Genomic DNA, 20,769 nt, shown 5'->3' with positions numbered 1-20,769 from the left:
TTAAATCCGCTTAGCTTGGGCAACGGCGTTGCCGATATAGCGCGCCGGTGTCAGCTCACGTAATTCCGCCTTGGCTGCGTCTGGCATATCTAGCTTGTCGACAAACGCCTTCAGGATGTCGGCGGTGATGCGCTGACCGCGGGTAAGGGCTTTAAGCTTCTCATACGGTTCTTCGATACCGTATCGACGCATAACCGTTTGGATAGGCTCCGCTAGGACTTCCCAGCTATCGTCTAAGTCTGCAGCAATACGCGCAACATTGATTTCTAGTTTGTTCAAGCCTTTCATTGTCGCTTGATATGCCATGATGCTATAGGCAATACCCACGCCCATATTACGGAGCACGGTAGAGTCTGTGAGGTCGCGTTGCCAGCGAGAAATTGGCAGTTTTACCGCGAGATGGTGCAGAACCGCGTTGGCGATGCCGAGGTTACCCTCGGAGTTTTCAAAATCAATCGGATTTACTTTGTGCGGCATGGTAGATGAGCCCACTTCACCGGCAATGGTGCGCTGCTTGAAGTAACCAAGAGATATATAGCCCCAAATATCGCGGTCTAAATCAATCAAAATGGTGTTAAAGCGGGCGATGGCGTCGAACAATTCGGCGATATAGTCATGTGGCTCAATCTGGGTCGTGTAGCGATTCCAGTTGATGCCGAGCTTGCCAATAAAGTCTTCGGCATTGGCTTCCCAGTCGATATCTGGATAAGCGGAAAGATGAGCGTTGTAGTTGCCTACCGCGCCGTTGATCTTGCCCAGTAACTCAACCTCAGCAATCACTTGGCGTTGGCGGCGCAGGCGTGCCACGACGTTGGCGAACTCTTTGCCCATGGTGGTTGGGCTGGCTGTTTGACCGTGTGTGCGGGCCAACATGGGGACTTCGGCAAATTCATGCGCTTGTTCGGTCAGCTTGCTGATAATGGCATCGCATTCTGCCAGCATTAACTCGCGACCTTCGCGGAGCATTAAAGCGTGGGAAAGGTTGTTAATATCTTCTGATGTGCAGGCAAAGTGCACAAATTCAGACACCGCGGCTAATTCGGCATTTCCGCTAATAGCGTCTTTTATAAAGTACTCAATCGCTTTTACGTCGTGATTGGTGGTGGCCTCAATGTCTTTTACTTTTTGCGCGCCGCTTTCGTCAAAATTACTTATCAGGGCTTCTAATACTGCATTGGCATCACTGCTTAGGCTGGGCACTTCAGTGATTGCCGGATTTGCGGCCAGCTGTTGGAGCCAGCGCACTTCAACAATTAAGCGATATTTGATCAGTCCGAATTCACTGAAAACAGGGCGCAGGCTAGCTGTTTTGCTGCCGTAACGGCCATCGACAGGTGAGATGGCAGATAGCGCGGATAAGTCCATATTGAATACCTTTTCTTGAGCGGGGCGGGCAGTTCGGAAAGCGCGTAATAGTACACGACTTATCGACGAATTTCAGTTGCCAGCAGGTGTTTGGTTTGGGTGAAAATACGATTTCTTTGTAACACCAACTTCCAGCGACTGCCGCCAGCTTGGTGCCATAGATAGCCAGCTCGTATAGCGGCGAGCAACAGGGTCCGAATACGGGCGGCATTATTGGGGTTTTGTAACTCTTGAGCGCTGCCTGTTATCTGTATTCTAAAGTTGTACTTCGAAATTGTATCTTGATAAATTGCTGAAAGAGCGTTTGATAACGCATTGATATCATTGCCATTAAATTCTTTCTGTTTGGCGGTGTGTTGCAAGCGACTGCGGAGTAATGCGGCAGTGTCGGAGTCGCTCCGTAGCTTTTTATGAAGGTGTAATACGCCCAAACAATAGCGCATGACGCTCTTTCGTTCGCCGTAATCATTGCCACTCAATAAGTCGCGCAAGCCCCGAATGCCAATCTCGAGATTCTCAACGCTACCGTAGGCTTCTTCGGCGGTAGCCGCTGAAAATGCGAACAAACTTTCAATTGAGGCTTCTACTGCCTGCGGTTCGGCCTGGCCGGTGCGGGCGATTTGGTCGACTAATATTGCAGCTTGAACAATCGCGGCTAGGGACAGTATTTGTTGGCGCGCCTGTAGGTCTTTGTCGATCTTTGCAATTTGCCTGTCGTCACTCATCAATACTGATATCCCGTTTCAATAATGCCGCCACCTAAGCACACGTCGGCGTCGTAAAACACAACAGACTGCCCAGGCGTGATCGCGCGCTGTGGCTCGCTGAAGTGGACGTCAAAGCCGGTGCCCGTTTTGCGGATTTCGCACTCTTGATCAGCTTGGCGGTAGCGGGTTTTGGCGGTGCATTTCAGCGGCATGGTTGGCGCTTGACCGCTAATCCAGTGAATTTCACTGGATTGCAGTGCGTGCTTAAAAAGCGCCGGATGCTGACTACCCTGTGCAACCAGCAGTACATTGCGCTCTAAATCTTTTTCGATGACATACCACGGTTCTTCGCCACCGCCTTTTACGCCGCCAATGCCGAGACCTTGGCGCTGGCCAATTGTGTGGTACATCAGGCCGCTGTGCTGGCCCATATCAACGCCATCCAGAGTCTCAATTCGACCGGGTTTGGCGGGTAAATATTGCTGCAAAAAGTCTTTAAAGCGTCGTTCACCAATAAAGCAGATACCGGTGCTGTCCTTTTTATCGTGGGTGATCAGGCCGTGTTTCTCTGCTAGTGCTCGAACCTCGGGTTTTTCGATCTCTCCGACGGGGAATAAGGTTTTTGCGAGCTGCTCACTGCCTACTGCGTGAAGGAAGTAGCTTTGGTCTTTGTTTGGATCCAGCCCCTTTAAAAGCTGGGTTGTTCCATCCATGTCTCTGCGGCGGGTGTAGTGACCTGTGGCGATAAAATCCGCGCCCAGGACAAGGGCGTAGTCGAGAAAGGCCTTAAATTTAATTTCACGGTTGCACAATATGTCGGGATTCGGCGTGCGACCGGCTTTGTACTCTTCCAAAAAGTGTTCAAATACATTGTCCCAATATTCTGCGGCGAAATTGGCCGTGTGCAGGTGAATACCTAGTTTTTCGCAAACAGCGCTAGCATCCGCGAGGTCGTCCTTCGCTGTGCAGTATTCGGTGCCGTCATCTTCGTCCCAGTTTTTCATGAATAGGCCTTCGACCTGATAGCCCTGCTGAATAAGGAGTAGGGCTGAAACCGACGAATCCACGCCGCCTGACATGCCGACAATGACTTTGGTGTTGTTGGGGCTTTGTTGCTTCATTCGTGTAATCCGTTAAACATATTTGCCGCTAAAACGCTGTGGGTGTGCGTTAGTAGATCATCGATAAGGGATAGCGCTGTCCCTTTAAGTATCTTTCTAAGCAGTCTAAAACCATTGGACTGCGCAGTTTGCTTCTGCGTTCGCGTAGCTCATCGGGTGTTAGCCAAATCGCTTGCTCGATATCGCCATCAAGTTTTTGTTCCGGACAAAAAGCAATAGGTCGCGCGAAAAAGCTGGTTCGATGGTAGGTCACGCCGTTTGCGGGCGCAGTGTATAAGCCGAAGCCGACGACACCAAGGATTTCCACTCGCCACTGGGTTTCTTCCAGTGTTTCTCGTATGGCGGCATCAACCAAGGTTTCGTTAGCTTCTAAATGCCCCGCCGGTTGATTGATTACTCGGCGTCCGTTTTTAATCTCTTCTACAAACAAAAACTTGCCATCATTTTCGACGACGGTAGCAACGGTGACGTGGGGCTGCCAATCCATAGTGTTTTCCGAGTGCTAAAGCACGAATTGTAACAGGGCCGAGGGTTTAAGGACTACGCCTGCGGCCAGTAGGTGTGTGAGTTTTAGGTCGCTTTGGCTTGGGGCTTGTGTTGCTGCGGGATTTATATCGCACAAAGTCTGCTCCTAGAGTGACTTTTTTGTGCTCCCCGGGCGCGAGATTTTCGATGCTCCAATCGCCAATGCTGGCCCGAATTAGCCGCAGTGTAGGAAAACCGACGGCAGCGGTCATTCGCCGAACTTGGCGATTGCGGCCTTCGCTTATAGTAAGTTTTATCCAGCTGGTAGGGATGTTTGCTCTAAACCGCACGGGTGGTGTGCGTGGCCAGAGATTTTCTGGTTCGATAATTTTTGATACCAATGCTGGCAGCGTCGGGCCATCCTTTAAATGCACGCCTCGTTGCAATTCTGAAATAGCATCTTTGCCTATGTCGCCGTCTACCTGCACCCAATATGTTTTAGCGAGTTTGTGTCTTGGGTGGCTTATTTGGTGCTGTAATTCGCCATCTCCGGTCAAAATCATCAAGCCTTCAGAGTCATAATCGAGTCTACCGGCTGGATATATCGCCGGTATCCTGATGTAATCAGAGAGATTGGCTCGGCCGTCAGCGTCGGTAAATTGACTCATGACTTGGAAGGGCTTATTAAATAAAAAAAGTTCGCTCACAAGAAAATAGGCTCATTCATAGAAGAAATCTGGGTATAAAGTGTTATAATGTGCCGCTTTTTACAGAAGCTGCATTGTAGCAATTTGCAGCTGTTTTCGTTTGTGAGCGAGCACGAGCACAGATACTAACTGATAAACCATGGAGTCAAAAATGGGATACCAACATATCAAGGTACCTACTGCGGGCGAGAAAATCACCGTTAATGCGGATCTTTCCCTCAATGTACCCGATCGGCCAATTATTCCTTTTATCGAAGGTGACGGCATCGGGGTCGACATTACTCCGGTGATGATCAACGTAGTTGATGCAGCCGTTGAAAAAGCCTACTCAGGCGCTAAGAAAATAAGCTGGATGGAAATTTACACTGGCGAAAAGGCTGCAGAGCTGTATGACGGAGACTGGTTCCCCGCTGAAACTCTGGATGCTATTAAAGATTATGTTGTCGGTATTAAAGGCCCACTGACTACACCTGTTGGCGGCGGCTTCCGTTCTTTGAACGTGGCGCTTCGTCAAGAATTGGATTTGTATGTTTGTCAGCGTCCAGTGCGTTGGTTTGAAGGCGTGCCTTCTCCGGTAAAAGAGCCGGGCAAAACCAATATGGTTATTTTCCGCGAAAACTCGGAAGACATCTATGCAGGTATTGAGTGGAAAGCGGGTACGCCAGAAGCTGATAAAGTAATCGAATTTTTCCAAGAAGAAATGGGTGTTACTAAAATCCGTTTCCCGCAGGAATGCGGTATCGGTATTAAGCCCGTGTCCAAAGAAGGCACCGTGCGTCTGGTACGCAAAGCAATTCAGTACACCATTGATCAAGATTTGCCGTCACTGACCATCGTGCACAAAGGCAATATCATGAAATTCACGGAAGGCGCTTTCAAAAACTGGGCTTACGAGCTAGCTATGGAAGAGTTTGGTGGTTCACTAATAGATGGCGGCCCCTGGGTTAGCATTAAAAACCCAAATACCGGTAAAGAAATCGTTATTAAAGATGTAATTGCTGACGCGATGCTTCAACAAGTTCTGTTGCGCCCCGACGAATACAGCGTTATCGCAACACTTAATTTGAACGGTGACTACCTGTCTGACGCGTTGGCTGCGCAGGTTGGCGGTATCGGTATTGCCCCAGGCGCAAACCTGAGCGATAACATCGCACTGTTTGAAGCTACTCACGGCACAGCGCCTAAGTACACTGGCTTAGATAAAGTGAACCCCGGTTCATTAATTCTGTCAGCGGAAATGATGCTGCGTCACATGGGTTGGAATGAAGCTGCAGACCTGATCATTAATGGGATGAACGGCGCAATCCAAGCCAAAACCGTAACGTATGATTTTGAGCGTCTGATGGAAGGTGCAACCTTGCTGAAGTGTTCAGAGTTCGGTGATGCCATTATTAAGCACATGGCTTAAAGACTAATCACCACCGGCATATGCCGGTGGTGATGTTTTCAATTTCGTACTCCCTTTCTATTTTATAGCTCGTCCGATGCCTGTATGTTGGTGGCATGAAGTCCTTTAGGACCGGGTTCGGCGCTAAATTTGACATTTTGACCCGCTTTTAAGGTTTTGTAGCCTTCCATAGTAATAGCCGAGTAGTGAGCAAAAACTTCATCTTCGCTATTTTCAGAGACGATGAAGCCGTAGCCTTTGGCGTTATTGAACCACTTTACAACACCCTGCTGCATAGCTTTATATCCTTAATTGTCGTTATAGTTATTGTCATCTTTACGCAAACAACCTTGTTTTCTTTCGACTTAGCCCCCATTTTTAAAACAGTCCGGCCTCGCCGTCAAGTTAAGAAGATGTAAGTGGTGAAGTTGGTGAATTTCCCTATTGCGCGGGGTTAAAGTGGTGATAAGCTCAGGTAAAGCCAGTGAAAATGTACATTGATATTCAAAACATAGGTGATAAGTCAGACGAAGATCACGGTAGTGGCTTGGCAATTCAGGAGTCGAAACCAGAACTTAAGAAGCCACGTATGTATGCAGTGGTGTTATTAAATGATGACTACACTCCCATGGAGTTCGTCGTTGAGATTTTAGAAGATTTCTTTTATTTGGATCGGCAACGCGCCACCCAAGTAATGCTTGCAGTGCACACCAAGGGTAAAGGAGTGTGCGGCGTGTTTACCAAAGACATCGCCGAAACAAAGGCGGCGCAGGTAAATCAGTATGCAAGGGATAATGGGCATCCGCTTCTTGCTGAGATAGAAGAAAGCGATGATTAAAATTTTTAATGTCAAAAGGCGGACGTAGTCTATGTTGAGCAAAGATCTCGAAACAACATTGAGCCAGGCATTTAAATCGGCTCGAAGTCGTCGGCATGAGTTTATGACCGTCGAACACTTACTATTGGCTTTGGCCGATAACGAAGCCGCTGTCAAGGTGCTGCTAGCATGCGGTGCAGATTTAACTCAACTTAAGGGTGAGTTAAAAGAATTCGTAGAGGCTACCACGCCTCGAATTCCTGAAGACGATGCCGACCGTGATACCCAACCAACATTGGGTTTTCAGCGCGTGCTGCAGCGGGCGGTGTTCCATGTGCAGTCCTCCGGCAAGCAAGAGGTAACTGGCGCAAACGTATTGGTCGCTATTTTCAGTGAGCAAGAAAGCCAAGCGGTTTACTTCCTAAAATCACAGAACGTAAATCGTTTGGATGTGGTGAATTACATTACCCACGGCATTTCTAAAGTGTCTGGCGCCGAAGGTCTTGAGCATGACCAGCAACAAGATCAAGACTCGGAAAATGCGGATCCAGAACAACGTCCATTAGAAAACTTCGCCACTAATTTAAACGAAGAAGCGAAAGCGGGGCGTATCGATCCACTAATTGGTCGCGCTGATGAAGTAGAGCGCGTCGCTCAAATACTTACCCGTCGTCGTAAAAACAACCCTCTACTGGTGGGTGAATCTGGCGTGGGTAAAACGGCAATTGCGGAAGGCTTGGCTAAACGCATTGTGGATGGCGAAGTTCCAGACGTTCTTGTTGGAAGCGTAGTGTATTCGCTTGATATGGGGGCCTTGCTTGCAGGTACCAAATACCGCGGCGATTTTGAGAAGCGCTTAAAAGGCCTTTTGGCAGACCTTAAAAAACGTCCCGGCGCTATATTGTTTATAGACGAAATCCACACCATTATTGGTGCTGGCGCTGCTTCTGGTGGTGTCATGGATGCGTCAAACCTACTTAAGCCGCTGCTTAGCTCGGGTCAAATGCGCTGCATAGGCTCGACAACGTTCCAAGAATATCGTGGAATTTTCGATAAAGATCGCGCCCTGAGTCGTCGTTTCCAAAAGGTCGATGTGAATGAACCTTCGGTAGAAGACACTTATTTAATTCTTAAGGGGTTGCGGTCGCGGTTCGAGTCTCACCACGATCTTAAATATACCGACGGTGCATTGCGCTCTGCAGCAGAATTGTCGGCACGTTACATCAATGATCGCTTTTTACCAGACAAAGCCATTGATGTGATCGATGAAGCGGGCGCATACCAGCGTTTGCAAAAGCCGGATAATCGCGTTGAAAAAATCGACATAGCTGAAATTGAGGCAATCGTGGCTAAAATCGCCCGCATTCCGCCTAAGAGTGTGTCGTCTGATGACAGAGCCTCACTCGTTAAATTGGAAGATAACCTCAAGATGGTTGTCTTTGGGCAGGATCAAGCTGTTGCGGAACTCAGTGCGTCAATTAAGCTTGCGAGAGCAGGGTTGAAGTCAGCGGAGAAACCAATCGGTAGCTTCTTGTTAGCCGGGCCTACCGGGGTCGGTAAGACTGAAATTTGTCGCCAGTTAGCCAACCTCTTGGGATTAGAGCTGATTCGCTTTGATATGTCTGAGTACATGGAGCGCCACACGGTTTCTCGACTCATAGGCGCGCCTCCTGGATATGTTGGCTTTGATCAAGGCGGCCTCTTAACCGATTCGGTAACAAAGCACCCGCATTCGGTGGTGTTGTTAGATGAAATAGAGAAAGCGCATCCAGATCTCTTTAACCTGTTATTGCAGGTAATGGATCACGGCTCGCTAACCGACAACAATGGTCGTAAGGCAGATTTCCGTAATGTGATTTTTGTGATGACCACGAATGCCGGCGCAGAAAGTATGAGCCGTCGTTCGATTGGTTTTACTGAGCAAGATAATCAGACGGATTCGTCGGAGGCAATTAACCGCCTGTTTACACCAGAGTTCCGCAACCGCTTAGATAGCGTGATTTCCTTCGCGCCGCTAGAGCCGGATGTTATTCTCACGGTGGTTGATAAGTTCTTAGTTGAATTGCAGGCGCAGTTGGATGATAAGACAGTCGTACTCAATGTGGATGATGCCGCACGTCGTTGGTTAGTTACCAATGGCTACGACAAAACCATGGGTGCTCGGCCTATGGCACGAGTGATTCAGCAGCACATCAAAAAGCCGCTGGCTGAAATGGTGCTATTCGGCAGCTTAGAAAAACAAGGCGGGGTGGTAAACATCACCGTTAAGGATGATGGTCTAGCTCTAACCGCAGTTACGGTGGATGAGGAGGAGAGCCAGACCTGCGATTGAAGTATTAACGACCGCGGAAAGTAATGCGACCTTTGCTAAGGTCATAGGGGGTTAATTCAACCTTGACCTTATCTCCGGTAAGAATACGGATGTAATGCTTACGCATTTTGCCCGAGATATGGGCAGTCACTACGTGTCCATTTTCTAGGCGCACGCGAAAGGTTGTGTTTGGCAAGGTATCGATGACTTCGCCTTCCATTTCAATCTGGTCTTCTTTCGCCATTCGGCAACTATCCTCGAAAGTCTTTAAGAATTAATGATAGAGAGGCCCTGATGGCCACGGTGGGCTGTCAAAACTGCGCGCATTTTGCCTTAATTTACGGTGTTTGGCAATTTACACGGGTGATTGATACGACTTACCACAAGATCCCTCTTAGTTAAGTCGTACCCAACGACTGTTTATCAGCAGTTCTATGGGTCGGTAGTCGATTTTGTAACTCATTTTTTGACAGTCGCGAATCCAATATCCTAAGTAAATAAAGGGCAATTCAAGCGATTTAGCGTACGATATTTGCCAAAGAATACCGTAAACACCAAGGCTTCGACGGGTTAAGTCTGGATCATAGAAGGTATATATCGCCGATAAGCCATCGTCTAAAACGTCAGTGACCGCGATGGCAATGAGTTTTGTACCTTCGTAAAAATGAACATACACCGTTGTGGCATTGCTTTGACCTAGAAAACTATCAAATTGTTCTTTTGACGGTGGAAACATATCGCCGTCGCGATGCCGACCATTTATATAGCGTTCGTACAATTCGTAGGCGTCTGAGGACAGTGTTGGTGAAATTTCGCTTCTTAAATCATCATTGCGACTCATCGTTCGCCGCTGACTCCGAGACGGCGCAAATGTGTTCACCGGCACCCGGCTAGCGATGCATTCTTTGCAGCGACTGCAGTCCGGTCTATAAATGTGACTGCCGCTGCGACGAAATCCACGGCGCGATAATTCACTGTATAAGGTTGGTGAGGGAGACATATCAGGATCAATGAAAATCGTCTTCGCTTCCCGATCATCAAAATAGCTACAGGGATGGGGGTAGGTTGCGTAGAGTTTTATTTCCTTCGAGTCTGTCATGCTTATTCCACTAGCGACGAATGTCCATATCGCCAATTCATAGTCCACTTTTCAACGGGTTTACCAGGGGTGTTCGTGTACTGCTCTAGATGTTCTTTGAAGGCCTCGCGGCTAATGTCTTGCGCGCCCATACTGCCAAGGTAGTCATTTCCTACCTGACAATCAATCAGTGGATATCCCCAGTCCTCAAGTTGCCCGCAAAGATGGATTAAAGCGATTTTGGATGCGTTCGTCTCACGACTAAACATGGACTCACCATAAAACACTTTGCCAATCGCCATGCCGTATAGACCGCCAATCAGTTTTTCATTTCGCCAGACTTCAACCGAATGGGCCCAGCCCGCCTCGTGCAGGTCTTGATAAGCGGCGGACATATCGTCTGTTATCCATGTACCGGTGCGTTTGGGGCTTAGTGTCGCGCAACCGGCTAAAACCTCTCTAAACGCGGTATCAAACCGAACTGAATAGTCCTGTCGGCGCAATATTTTGCGCAGACTACGATTGATATAGACCTGTTGAGGGATGAGTATCGCTCTTGGATGCGGTGACCACCAAAGAATAGGCTGTGAATCTTCATACCAAGGAAAGATGCCTTGACGATAGGCAGTTATAATGCGCGCTCTACTGAGATCACCACCAACGGCAAGCAAGCCGTTGGGATCATCTAATGCATTTTCGACGTCCGGAAAAACCAGCTTATCAACGTCTAGCCATGGAATAGTTGGCATATTGATAAGCTGCTAAGGATTAAACTAAATCGTCGAGATAACGCTCAGCGTCAAGTGCCGCCATACAGCCAAAGCCCGCAGATGTTACCGCTTGGCGGTAAATGTGGTCAGCAACATCCCCGGCGGCAAATACACCTTCAACACTGGTGCGGGTCGCGTTGCCTTCAGTACCGCTGTGAATTTTCAAGTAGCCATCTTTCATCTCAAGTTGGCCTTCGAAAATATCAGTATTTGGTTTGTGGCCAATGGCTATGAACACCCCAGCAATGTCAATTTCTTGGGTGCTGTCGTCTTTGGTGCTTCTTATACGTAAGCCAGTTACGCCGCTGTCGTCACCCAAGACTTCGTCTAGGGTGTTATTCCATAAGATATTTACATTGCCGTTTGCTGCGCGCTCAAGCAGTTTATCTTGAAGGATTTTTTCTGAGCGCAGGCTATCGCGACGGTGAATCAAGGTCACTTCAGATGCGATGTTAGATAAATACAGCGCTTCTTCAACGGCCGTATTACCGCCGCCGATAACGGCTACTTTTTTACCTCGGTAAAAGAAGCCATCACAGGTTGCGCAGGCCGAAACCCCTTTGCCCATAAACGCCTCTTCTGAAGCGAGACCTAAATATTGCGCGGACGCACCAGTAGCAATAATTAAACCGTCACAGGTATAGGTTTTACTACCCGTTAGCGTAAAAGGCTTATTTTTGAGGTCAACAGACTCGATATGGTCGAAAATAACCTCTGTGTCGAAACGTTCTGCGTGTTCTTGCATTCTGACCATAAGCTCTGGGCCTTGAACGCCGTTTTGGTCACCTGGCCAGTTATCTACATCGGTAGTGGTAGTGAGCTGACCGCCTTGTTGAATACCGGTTATAACCAGAGGATTAAGATTGGCACGGGCAGCGTAAACGGCCGCAGTGTAACCGGCAGGACCCGAACCGAGAATAATTAGACGATGGTGTTGGCTGTCGCTCATAAAATTACTGTATTCCATTCAGGGGGAGTGAACTTGGTTCATTCCGAAATGACTGATATAAGGCGCATATCATAGGTTAATTCTGCGGCCGCATCAAAATGTCTATGCGGCGACAAATGACCTGACATAGTGCTAATATTGGGCCCGAATTGGTATTTTCAATAGGCTTGCTGTCAGCGCCATTAACATAATTTGAATTAAATTTTTCTCGTAACGGCAAGTATGCTGCTGGCAATCTGCTGTTTTAGCTCGATGTAACTAGGAATTTGTTTTCTTTTGCCTAAACCGACAACGACATCTGCGGATAACCGCGAAATTTTGCATTTGCGACTACGCGAAGGCTTGTTAATCGCATTCGTCGCGGTTTGCATCTATATTTTTGTTTCTCTCTTAACATACAGCGGAAATGACCCCGGTTGGTCTAGAACAGGTAACGGTGATGGCGTAGTCAATGCCGGCGGACCTGTTGGTGCATGGTTGGCAGACGTGTTTTTTGCGTTGTTTGGCTATATGGCTTATTTGTTTCCCAGTATGTTGGCGTTTCGGGCATGGCGGCTATTCAAGTCGCGTTATCGGCCGTCAGCCTTCGATTCCTTAATATTTTCTCTCCGTACTATTGGGCTGGTGTTGGTGATGATCTCCAGTACTGGCCTTGCGGCAAATGGCGATTACGGCACTAGTGGTTTGCCATTTGGTGCGGGTGGCGTGCTTGGCGACGCCGTTGGTCACGCTACCTTGGCGTCGTTTAATGAATTCGGTAGCCGTTTGCTATTGCTGGCTATATTGTTGTTCGGGCTTACTGTGTTCACGGACTTGTCCTGGATACGGCTCATGGACTCTGTCGGCGCACTAACGTTGAAATTATATGATCGTAGCATTGACGCGATATATAGTTATCGTCAAGCCCGTGCAGAGAAGAAAAAGGCCGCAACCGCAGCAAAAGAGCGTCACGAAGCATTCACCACCAAAACCGAAATTTTAAAAACCAGAGTTCCACCGCAGATATCGCCGCCACCAAAGCCGGTCGTTAAATCAGCGCGCCCAGAAAAGGAACGTCAGACAACGCTATTTGATGGCCCGGTCACCGGCACCTTGCCGTCTTTGAGTTTATTAGATAAAGCCATTCACAACCCGGATCGCGGTTTTTCGCCAGAAACCCTAGAAGCAATGTCGCGCTTATTAGAGATCAAACTACTGGATTTTGGGGTATCTGCAAAAGTAGTGGCGGTATTTCCCGGTCCGGTTATTACGCGATTTGAGCTGGAGCCAGATGCGGGAGTGAAGGTCAGCAAGATCTCGAACTTGGTGAAGGATTTGGCTCGTTCCCTTGCGGTTATTAGTGTTCGGGTTGTTGAAGTTATACCTGGCAAACCTTATGTGGGCATCGAAATCCCGAACGAAGATCGCGAGATTGTTAACTTCCATGACGTATTAGCTTCTGAGGTATTTGAGTCCAGTAAATCGCCGTTAACGCTAGCCCTAGGTCACGATATTTCCGGTGAACCAGTATGCGCGGACCTCGGTAAGATGCCGCATCTATTGGTCGCTGGTACCACAGGCTCGGGTAAATCAGTGGGCGTAAACGCGATGCTGATAAGTTTGTTATACAAGTCAACGCCTGAAGAAGTTCGCTTGATGTTGGTAGACCCGAAAATGTTGGAACTGTCGGTCTACGACGGTATTCCTCATTTATTGACACCGGTAATAACCGACATGAAAGACGCCGCCAATGGACTGCGCTGGTGTGTAGCTGAGATGGAGCGGCGCTACAAGCTTATGTCGAAAATGGGTGTTCGTAATTTAGCGGGCTTTAATCGCAAGATTAAAGACGCCATTTTAGCGGGCGAGCCCATAAAAGATCCGCTTTGGAAACCGGAAGACCATTATCAAGCAGGCTTAGAAGAGGCCCAAGCACCAGACTTGGTGGTTCTGCCATCTATCGTCGTGGTGATTGACGAGTTTGCTGACATGATGATGATCGTCGGCAAAAAAGTTGAAGAATTAATTGCCCGTATCGCGCAAAAAGCACGAGCGGCGGGTATTCACTTATTACTTGCGACGCAGCGGCCTTCAGTGGACGTTATTACCGGTTTAATCAAAGCAAACGTGCCGACGCGTATTGGTTTTCAAGTGTCATCCAAAATTGATTCTAGGACGATTCTTGATCAGGGTGGTGCTGAACAGCTACTTGGCCATGGCGATATGCTTTATTTACCGCCTGGCGCAGGTATTCCTATTCGTGTTCACGGCGCGTTTGTCTCCGATGAAGAGGTTCATCGCGTGGTTGCGGATTGGAAGCGTCGCGGTGAACCTCAATATATTGACGGCCTCTTAGAAGAGGGTAGTGCCACCGATGCGATGCCGGGTATGGCACCTGAAGGCGGCGGTGATGACGGCGAGGGTGACGCACTATACGACGAAGCGGTGCAATATGTTACCGAAAGCAGACGGGCCTCGATCTCGTCCGTGCAACGTAAATTACGTATTGGTTACAATCGCGCAGCACGATTAATTGAAACAATGGAAGCGGCCGGTGTCGTAACTGAAATGGCCAGCAACGGAAGTAGGGAAGTGCTGGCTCCGCCGCCACGTGATTAAAAGTGAAAATTATGCGTAAGTTGTTTCTATTTTTATGCTTATCTCTGTTACAAATTTCAGCCTATGCAGAGGGCGACGTTGCCCAATTACATCTACATCTTTCCGGTGCCCAAAGTCTAAACTCTAAATTTATTCAGCAAGTTCGCGACGCTAGCGGTGAGGTACTGCAAGAAAGCAAGGGAACAATTGCGCTAAAACGTCCTAATTTTATTCGCTGGGAGAGTCTTGAACCGTTTCACTATCTACTGGTGAGCAATGGTAAGACGGTATGGCGCTATGATGCTGATCTTGACCAGCTGAATTCTGATCCTTTCGATTCGCAAATGTCGCAAACCCCTGCAATGATTATTGGCGCATCAATAGATCAGCTGGCGGCGGACTACGATGTAAGCGTGATTAAATCAGGAAACACCCGAGAATTCGTGTTGCTTCCTAAACAGCCCGGTGCATTTTCTGAAATGCGTCTGCTCTTCACCATGGGCAAATTGACCGGTATGCGTTTAAAGGACACCTTGGAGCAGACGACTCAAATCGATTTTATCGAGCCTAAATACAACGGCAAGTTTGACGCGAAAACCTTCGAGTTTAACGAGGCTGAGGCTCGCCAGTCTTGATTGATGGGCCCATACAAGCAGGAATGCCGCTAGCGGCGCGTATGCGGCCGCAAACCCTAGAGCACTACCTCGGCCAAGAACATCTGCTGGGTGAAGATAAGCCGCTGCGCAGGGCCTTAGACTCCGGCCAACTTCACTCCATGATCTTCTGGGGGCCGCCAGGTGTGGGTAAAACCACACTTGCGCAATTGATCGCCCAGCTTTGCGATGCGCATTTTATCAGTATTTCGGCAGTACTTGCCGGCGTGAAAGACATTCGAGCTGCCGTAGACGAAGCAAAAAAGCAGCAGTTTTTTAAGCGCAGAACGATTTTATTTATCGACGAAGTACACCGATTTAATAAGGCGCAGCAGGATGCCTTTTTACCCTACGTAGAAGATGGCACTGTCATATTTGTCGGCGCGACAACAGAAAACCCTTCGTTTGAAATCAATAATGCCTTGTTATCGCGCGCACGGGTTTATCAGCTTAACGCCCTGAATGATGATGCTCTGACCCGTATTATTCAACACGCGGTAGAACGGGAGTCGTGGGAGCTTGGCGATGAGCAAATTGCGCGCATCGCCGCACATGCCGACGGCGATGCAAGGCGTGCGCTCAACCTTATTGAGCTTGCGGGAGACATGGTGCTTGACCGTGGCGACGGTCGTGTTTTGAGTGAAGATATTGTCGATCAGCTCTTAAGTGGTCAGCCCCGTCGTTTCGACAAAGGTGGCGATTTGTTTTACGAGCAAATTTCTGCGCTACATAAATCTGTACGGGGTAGCTCACCTGACGGCGCGCTATATTGGTTTGCCCGAATGTTAGATGGTGGCTGTGAACCCTTGTATGTTGCCCGCCGCTTAGTGCGCATGGCCAGTGAAGATATTGGCAATGCCGACCCACGTGCACTGCGTATTTGTTTAGATGCCTGGGATGTTCAGGAACGGTTAGGGAGCCCAGAGGGTGAATTAGCGATGGCGCAGGCTGTTTGCTATCTTGCCGCTGCGCCAAAAAGCAATGCGGTGTATACAGCCTATAATGCCGTGAAACGCGACATAGCGGCTGCACCTAGCTATGAGGTGCCCATGCATTTACGCAACGCGCCAACAGGGATGATGAAGACGCAAGGTTTTGGCGATGGCTATCGCTACGCCCACGACGAGGTAGATGCTTACGCCGCAGGTGAAAATTATCTACCTGAAGAGATAAAAGACGCCGTCTATTATCAACCCGTCGAGCGCGGCTTAGAGAAAAAAATCGCTGAAAAACTGCGATATTTACGCGAACGTGATGCGGCATCCCCGCATACACGTTATCGTTAAGCCGAATGCGGTAGAATAGCGCGCCTCAAATCGGAGACAAACTCGTGCAAGTCTATTTTCTCATTGCCTTAGGTGGTGCCTGTGGCGCCTTAAGTCGTTACGGAATAGGCCGTGCGGTCGCCACTTATCTAAGCCAAGGTCATTGGCCAGTGGCTACATTTGCAGTAAATATTGCGGGCTCGTTCACCATTGGTGCAATCTATGTATTGATCACCGAAAAATCCGTTATTCATTCAGATTGGCGTTATGTACTAATGGTCGGCTTTTTGGGTGCATTCACGACTTTTTCTACGTTCTCACTGGAATCTGTCGCGATGTTAGAAACGGGCAAAATCGCTTTGGCACTTAGTTATATGTTGGCAACTCTGGCGAGCTGCGTCTTTGGATGCTGGCTGGGCATGACTTTATTCCGATAGTTAAAAGTATTTAAAAACTTATGGTTGGAGATTCATATTAATGTTAGATATCAAGCAGGTTCGGCTGGACCCTCAGGCTGTTGCCGACGCGCTGAATAAAAAGTTTTATAGTTTTAATGCTGCCGAGTTTGAGGCCCTAGACGCGGTGCGTAAACAGGCCGATATAAATAGCCAGAATTTGTTGGCAGAGCGTAAAAAGGCCTCTAAACAAATTGGCGAGCTCATTAAAACGGGTCTTAATATTGACGAGGCCAAGGCACAGGTAAACGAAACGCTTGCGAAAATAGAATCGGAACTTGAGGCGCTTAAACTGCAAGCGAAAGAGGCTAACGACGCCTTAGATCAGTTGTTGATGGCCGTACCAAATCTACCTGCAGACGACGTACCTGACGGTAAGGACGAATCAAACAACGTTGAAGTGTTGCGTTGGGGCGAGCCAAGAAACTTTGATTTCGATGTTAAAGATCACGTTGATGTTGGTGAAAAACTGGGGGGCCTGGACTTTGAAGTTGCGACCAAAATCACGGGCAGTCGCTTTGCGGTAATGCGTGGCGGTTTGGCACGTATGCATCGCGCGCTAATTCAGTTAATGCTCGACACCCACACCCGTGAACACGGTTACCAAGAAGTTTATGTGCCGTATATGGTCAATGCAGATTCGTTGCGCGGTACCGGTCAGCTTCCGAAATTTGAGGCCGACTTGTTTAAATTACAAGGCGACTCTGAATACTATCTGATTCCGACGGCAGAAGTACCCGTCACCAATTTGTATCGCGATACGATCGTTGACCCCGCGGAGCTAGAAAAAGGCCTTCGCTTTACCTGCCATACCCCGTGTTTTCGAAGCGAGGCGGGCAGTTATGGTCGCGACACACGGGGCATGATTCGCCAGCATCAGTTTGAGAAAGTAGAGCTTGTTCAGTTCGTTCGCCCGGAGGAATCTGATTCAGCTTTGGAAGCGTTAACGGGACATGCAGAAGCTATTTTACAAAAGCTAAATTTGCCCTACCGAAAAGTGATTTTATGTGGTGGTGACCTTGGGTTCTCCGCACGCAAGACCTATGATTTGGAAGTGTGGCTGCCGGGGCAGAGCGCTTATCGAGAGATATCGTCTTGCAGTAGCTTTGGCGATTTTCAGGCACGGAGAATGATGGCGCGCTGGCGCAATCCTGAAACGGGTAAGTCAGAATTATTGCACACGCTAAACGGGTCTGGCCTCGCGGTTGGACGAACTCTGGTTGCGATACTTGAAAATTACCAACAAGCCGATGGTTCACTAAACGTACCCACAGCACTGCAATCGTATATGGGCGGCATACAACATTTACTACCGGGAGAGCTCTGATTCAATGGAGTTTCTCCCCCTTTTTACTGATCTTCGCAACAAACCCTGCTTACTGATCGGTGGCGGGCAAGTCGCGCTGCGCAAAGCGCGTTTGCTCTGCAAAGCCGGCGCGAAATTACGGTTAGTTGCCCATGACATTCTGCCAGAGTTGTCAAAACTCTGTTTAAATGCCGGTGGCGAATGTATTCGCGGTGAATACGGCGAGCATCTGCTAGATGACGTATTTTTAGTTATTGCCGCGACAGATGACCATGATTTAAATACTCGTGTTTCGCAGGCTTGTCATAAGCGTCATATTCCCGTGAATGTTGTTGATAGCCCAAGTTTATGCAGTGTTATTTTGCCTGCGATTATCGACCGCTCGCCACTAATCATTGCCATCAGTAGCGGTGGTCGAAGTCCAGTTGTCGCGCGCTTAATGCGCTCCCGGTTAGAATCCAGCATTCCCGCGGCTTACGGTCGTTTGGCCAATTTGGCTGGCCAGTTCCGTGATAAAGTGAAGGCTCGTTTTGACAATATTGAGGATCGTCGGCATTTCTGGGAGCAAACCCTACAGGGCCCAATTGCTGAAATGGTGTTTGCTGGCAACGAAAATGCCGCGGCGACTATGCTCGGCGACGCGATAAAAAATGGCACGGTAGAGCCAGGCGGTGAAGTGTATTTAATTGGCGCCGGGCCAGGTGATCCAGATCTTATGACGTTCAAGGCCTTGCGCCTTTTACAGAGAGCGGACGTGGTTTTATACGACAGGTTGGTGGCACCCGCGATTGTTGACATGTGCCGCAAAGACGCAGAACGTATTTATGTCGGTAAGGCACGGTCAGATCACGCGGTCCCCCAGCAGGATATAAATATGCTGCTGGTAAAATACGCAAAAGAGGGGAAGAAAGTTGCCCGCTTAAAAGGGGGGGATCCCTTTATTTTTGGTCGCGGCGGTGAGGAAATCGAGCTACTAGCCGAAGAAAAAATTCCCTTTCAAGTTGTGCCTGGTATTACCGCGGCAGCTGGTTGTGCAAGTTATGCAGGTATTCCGTTAACCCACCGAGATTATGCTCAGTCAGTGCGTTTTGTGACTGGCCATCTGAAAGATCACAGCATCAATTTGCCCTGGGACGAATTGGTCAGGCCCGCGCAAACCGTGGTTTTTTATATGGGCCTCGTAGGCTTACCCACTATTTGCGAAAAGTTGATGGAGTTTGGTCGTCCCGCTGAAACCCCAATTGCGGTTGTTCAGCAAGGAACGACGCCGAATCAGAAAGTCGTAGTAGCAACATTGGCAACAATGGTTGATACACTAAAAGACGAGCCAGTTCGTGCGCCGACGTTAATTATTGTTGGTGAAGTAGTTAAGTTGCGTGAAAAGCTAGCGTGGTATGAAAAATACGATTTGGCTTCTACTGCACTATAAACATCTTATTTCACACAATACCTATAAGAATTTAAAGGAGAACCCGTGAGCGAGACGGATTACGACTTGTTTGTTATTGGCGCTGGCTCTGGCGGTGTGCGCGCTGCTCGAATGTCTTCTGGATTTGGGGCTAAAGTCGCTATTGCTGAATCCCGTTATTTAGGCGGCACCTGTGTAAATGTTGGCTGTGTCCCTAAAAAACTATTCAGTTACGCCGCGCATTATCGTGAAGACTTCAGTGATGCAAAGGGCTTTGGCTGGGACTGTGAGGTTCAAGAGCTCGATTGGCCGCGTCTTCGGGACAATAAAACCAAAGAAATTGAGCGATTAAACGGCATTTACGGGAATTTATTGCGCAACGCCGGGGTTGAGTTAATTAATGGCCACGCGCGAATTATCGATCCAAATACCGTTGAGGTGGAAGGAAAGCAGTACACAGCGAAGTCTATTTTAATTTCTGTAGGTGGCTGGCCGTTTATTCCAGAGTTTCCGGGCCGCGAGTTTGCGATCAGCTCCAATGAATTCTTTTATTTAGAACATTTACCTAAACATGCGGTGATTGTTGGTGGCGGTTATATCGCCACTGAATTTGCCGGAATCTTGCATGGTTTAGGTGTCGACGTAGAGCAAATTTATCGTGGTGATTTGTTCTTGCGCGGATTCGATTCAGAAATACGCGCGCAGTTAGCCGAGGAGATGCGTGCCAAGGGTATCAAGTTACGATTCAACGATAACGTGGCGGAAATCATCAAGAAAGACGGGCGCTACCAACTGACATTAGAAAGCGGAGAAAATGTAGTTACCGACCAAGTCTTATATGCAACTGGTCGCAAACCGTTACTGGATGGACTTGGCCTTGAAAATACCAGTGTGAGCTTAACCGACGAGGGTTATATTGCTGTTGATCAAGGTTTTAAAACAACGGAGCCTTCGATTTATGCCGTTGGTGATGTCACCGCTGGCATGGAATTAACGCCGGTAGCGCTCGCTGAGGGCATGAACTTAGCTAAACGTTTGTTTAAAGGCGACCAAACCGTTCTTGATTACAGCTTTATTCCAACGGCAATTTTTTCACAACCTAACTTAGCGACTGTCGGATTTAGTGAAGAAGACGCGCGGGAACGCTACGGCGATATCGCTGTATTTACCTCTCGGTTTACCCACTTAAAGCACACTTTAAGCGGCAACATGACTAAGACGTTTTTAAAGTTGATTGTTGATAAGGCCAGCGACAAAGTGGTCGGCGCTCATATGATGGGCGACGACGCAGGAGAGATTATTCAGGGGATTGCGGTGGCGATTAAAGCGGGTGCAACTAAGGCCGATTTCGATTCGACGATTGGAATACACCCGACAGTTGCTGAAGAGTTTGTGACGATGAGAGAAGCTAGTCGCTAATCCCTATTC

At 48.5% G+C, this 20,769-nt stretch carries 20 protein-coding genes; 10 read left to right on the top strand and 10 right to left on the bottom strand.

Annotated elements, in window-relative coordinates; translation table 11 throughout:
* The 5 genes from purB to O9X78_RS03640 are packed head-to-tail and all read right to left on the bottom strand — an operon-like array spanning position 1 to position 4,365.
* Positions 1–1,365, bottom strand: coding sequence for an adenylosuccinate lyase (gene purB / locus O9X78_RS03660; RefSeq protein WP_269618257.1), 1,365 nt, complete (start codon positions 1,363–1,365; stop codon positions 1–3).
* Between the two features lie 59 nt (positions 1,366–1,424).
* Positions 1,425–2,090 carry a high frequency lysogenization protein HflD gene (gene hflD / locus O9X78_RS03655; protein ID WP_269618256.1) on the bottom strand — a complete coding sequence of 222 codons (666 nt, stop codon included), beginning with the start codon at positions 2,088–2,090 and terminating at the stop codon, positions 1,425–1,427.
* On the bottom strand, positions 2,090–3,193 hold the full coding sequence (gene mnmA, locus O9X78_RS03650; protein WP_269618255.1) for a tRNA 2-thiouridine(34) synthase MnmA: 1,104 nt from the start codon (positions 3,191–3,193) through the stop codon (positions 2,090–2,092). The genes hflD and mnmA overlap by 1 nt, the downstream gene beginning before the upstream one ends.
* Before the next feature lie 49 nt (positions 3,194–3,242).
* On the bottom strand, positions 3,243–3,680 hold the full coding sequence (locus O9X78_RS03645) for an NUDIX hydrolase (protein ID WP_269618254.1): 438 nt from the start codon (positions 3,678–3,680) through the stop codon (positions 3,243–3,245).
* A gap of 46 nt (positions 3,681–3,726) precedes the next feature.
* Entirely contained in the window at positions 3,727–4,365 is a 639-nt protein-coding gene (locus O9X78_RS03640) for a pseudouridine synthase (protein WP_269618253.1), read from the bottom strand.
* A 151-nt stretch (positions 4,366–4,516) separates the two neighbouring features.
* On the opposite strand from O9X78_RS03640, the gene icd reads away from it, so the two are divergent.
* The gene (icd, locus tag O9X78_RS03635) at positions 4,517–5,773 is read left to right on the top strand and encodes an NADP-dependent isocitrate dehydrogenase (RefSeq protein WP_269618252.1); all 1,257 of its coding nucleotides are present in this window, start codon (positions 4,517–4,519) and stop codon (positions 5,771–5,773) included.
* A gap of 62 nt (positions 5,774–5,835) precedes the next feature.
* Here icd and O9X78_RS03630 read toward each other — a convergent pair whose 3' ends face one another.
* Complete coding sequence (locus tag O9X78_RS03630; protein WP_269618251.1) at positions 5,836–6,048, bottom strand: cold-shock protein; 213 nt, start codon at positions 6,046–6,048, stop codon at positions 5,836–5,838.
* A gap of 194 nt (positions 6,049–6,242) precedes the next feature.
* Here O9X78_RS03630 and clpS point away from each other — a divergent pair, with 194 nt between their 5' ends.
* Positions 6,243–6,590 carry an ATP-dependent Clp protease adapter ClpS gene (gene clpS, locus O9X78_RS03625; protein ID WP_269618463.1) on the top strand — a complete coding sequence of 116 codons (348 nt, stop codon included), beginning with the start codon at positions 6,243–6,245 and terminating at the stop codon, positions 6,588–6,590.
* Positions 6,591–6,621: 31 nt separating this feature from the next.
* A complete protein-coding gene (gene clpA, locus O9X78_RS03620) occupies positions 6,622–8,901 on the top strand; it encodes an ATP-dependent Clp protease ATP-binding subunit ClpA (RefSeq protein ID WP_269618250.1) in 2,280 nt (759 codons plus the stop codon).
* Between the two features lie 4 nt (positions 8,902–8,905).
* Here clpA and infA read toward each other — a convergent pair whose 3' ends face one another.
* The 4 genes from infA to trxB all read right to left on the bottom strand — a co-directional run bounded on the left by infA (position 8,906) and on the right by trxB (position 11,677).
* Entirely contained in the window at positions 8,906–9,124 is a 219-nt protein-coding gene (gene infA / locus O9X78_RS03615; RefSeq protein WP_008247839.1) for a translation initiation factor IF-1, read from the bottom strand.
* Positions 9,125–9,274: 150 nt separating this feature from the next.
* Complete coding sequence (locus O9X78_RS03610; protein ID WP_269618249.1) at positions 9,275–9,979, bottom strand: arginyltransferase; 705 nt, start codon at positions 9,977–9,979, stop codon at positions 9,275–9,277.
* A 2-nt stretch (positions 9,980–9,981) separates the two neighbouring features.
* On the bottom strand, positions 9,982–10,707 hold the full coding sequence (gene aat / locus O9X78_RS03605; protein ID WP_269618248.1) for a leucyl/phenylalanyl-tRNA--protein transferase: 726 nt from the start codon (positions 10,705–10,707) through the stop codon (positions 9,982–9,984).
* Between the two features lie 19 nt (positions 10,708–10,726).
* Entirely contained in the window at positions 10,727–11,677 is a 951-nt protein-coding gene (trxB, locus tag O9X78_RS03600; RefSeq protein ID WP_269618247.1) for a thioredoxin-disulfide reductase, read from the bottom strand.
* 276 nt (positions 11,678–11,953) lie between these two features.
* On the opposite strand from trxB, the gene O9X78_RS03595 reads away from it, so the two are divergent.
* Genes O9X78_RS03595 through gorA form a run of 7 tightly spaced genes read left to right on the top strand, consistent with a single transcriptional unit; the run spans position 11,954 to position 20,760 of the window.
* Entirely contained in the window at positions 11,954–14,275 is a 2,322-nt protein-coding gene (locus O9X78_RS03595) for a DNA translocase FtsK (RefSeq protein WP_269618246.1), read from the top strand.
* Between the two features lie 11 nt (positions 14,276–14,286).
* The gene (lolA, locus tag O9X78_RS03590; protein ID WP_269618245.1) at positions 14,287–14,889 is read left to right on the top strand and encodes an outer membrane lipoprotein periplasmic chaperone LolA; all 603 of its coding nucleotides are present in this window, start codon (positions 14,287–14,289) and stop codon (positions 14,887–14,889) included.
* Positions 14,890–14,912: 23 nt separating this feature from the next.
* A complete protein-coding gene (locus tag O9X78_RS03585) occupies positions 14,913–16,193 on the top strand; it encodes a replication-associated recombination protein A (RefSeq protein ID WP_269618462.1) in 1,281 nt (426 codons plus the stop codon).
* 44 nt (positions 16,194–16,237) lie between these two features.
* A complete protein-coding gene (gene crcB / locus O9X78_RS03580; protein ID WP_269618244.1) occupies positions 16,238–16,609 on the top strand; it encodes a fluoride efflux transporter CrcB in 372 nt (123 codons plus the stop codon).
* A 40-nt stretch (positions 16,610–16,649) separates the two neighbouring features.
* Positions 16,650–17,954: a serine--tRNA ligase gene (gene serS / locus O9X78_RS03575; protein WP_269618243.1), complete on the top strand. Its 1,305-nt coding sequence runs from the start codon at positions 16,650–16,652 to the stop codon at positions 17,952–17,954.
* A gap of 4 nt (positions 17,955–17,958) precedes the next feature.
* Positions 17,959–19,362 carry a siroheme synthase CysG gene (gene cysG, locus O9X78_RS03570; protein ID WP_269618242.1) on the top strand — a complete coding sequence of 468 codons (1,404 nt, stop codon included), beginning with the start codon at positions 17,959–17,961 and terminating at the stop codon, positions 19,360–19,362.
* Positions 19,363–19,407: 45 nt separating this feature from the next.
* Entirely contained in the window at positions 19,408–20,760 is a 1,353-nt protein-coding gene (gene gorA, locus O9X78_RS03565) for a glutathione-disulfide reductase (protein WP_269618241.1), read from the top strand.
* Positions 20,761–20,769 lie beyond the last annotated feature (9 nt).

The sequence above is a fragment of the Zhongshania aquatica genome, from assembly GCF_027257955.1.
Lineage (GTDB): Bacteria > Pseudomonadota > Gammaproteobacteria > Pseudomonadales > Spongiibacteraceae > Spongiibacter > Spongiibacter aquatica.
Note: the sequence above shows the minus strand (reverse complement) of the source record. Positions and strands in the feature narration are given on the sequence as shown.